Origin of the sequence: Streptococcus australis, from assembly GCF_019930045.1 — a bacterium.
Taxonomy (GTDB): Bacteria; Bacillota; Bacilli; order Lactobacillales; family Streptococcaceae; genus Streptococcus; species Streptococcus australis_D.
Genome location: NZ_JAHZQQ010000116.1, coordinates 1 through 1,136 on the forward strand (window position 1 = coordinate 1; position 1,136 = coordinate 1,136).

Annotated in this window: 1 protein-coding gene; it reads right to left on the bottom strand. The window is 30.3% G+C overall.

The features are described 5' to 3' along the window. Window positions 1–54 precede the first annotated feature (54 nt). Window positions 55–1,074, bottom strand: a complete 1,020-nt coding sequence (locus K1J10_RS10510) for a DUF4435 domain-containing protein (protein WP_223357337.1) — start codon at window positions 1,072–1,074, stop codon at window positions 55–57. Window positions 1,075–1,136 lie beyond the last annotated feature (62 nt).

The window sequence follows — 1,136 nt, forward strand, 5'->3', positions numbered from 1 at the left end:
GCTTACAGAACTGCTTGTGAAGCTCTAGAGGATGAGTTCAAGTAAATGTTGCACTTATTCTTGCAATTTATCAATTAAATGACTTTCCATGAATTCATCAAGTCTCTTTTTCAATGCTATACTTATTATTTTATCTTTCTTTGCTTTACAAGATTCAATAATACTTTGTTGAAAATTTTCAAATTTTCGTTCTTTTTCTTTGTCATTATCAAATGGTAAGCATGACTTCACAACTGCTTCATCAACAAGTATCATCTCTACTTCATTAAATGGAAGAACAAAAATATTCTGTTCTTTGTAAACTTGAATACTACTTTCATCCATCCAGTCGTTGTCGATGATCCCAAATGCTATATTACCGTGTATAGGTTGTAAATCATTATAAGCTATTGTATGTTGAATAACCTGTTTATGTCCTTGAACTGGTTTTACAAAACAAAATTCACTAAATAATTTGGAATATATCTGATAGTCTAAGCTAGTTTTTGTTCCCTCACAAAATAGAATTGGCTTTCTTGTTCCAGATACTTCAGTTAATAAGGATAAAGGTATTTCTTGTATTTCTTCCAAAATCTCATAATCAAAATTATAAGGTGCCTCAAATTCCTTACACCAGACATAGGTTGCATTTGTTCTAGATTGAACAAAGTCCATATTATGTGAAGCAAAAATAAATTGACAATCAGGTCGCTCTGATATGAGCAAATCCCACAATTCATTATAAACAGCACCATTTAGAAATGTTTCTGGTTCATCAACGATAATATAGCTATTTTCTGGAGCTAGAAGGACATTACCAATATAAAACAATATACAACGTTCTCCATCACTAAGACCATTTATACTATATTTAGAGTTATTCTTTTCTACATTTACAATTATTTTTATAGGATCGATTTCAAAACTAATTTCTGGTTTAATTTTATTCCAAATTTTTTCCAATTTTTGCCATAAAGATAATGAAGAATCGTTTTGTCCTCTGTATTTATAAGTGGCCACAACCATAATATCTTTTACTAATAGTGTTATTAAGTTAGTAAAAGTATTTGAAAAATTTTCTTCCCCAATTGTCAAGTCAAGTGCAACAAAGTCATTCCTCTGATTAAGCGAGTGTTCTTCCAGCTGTTTGAGCTAGC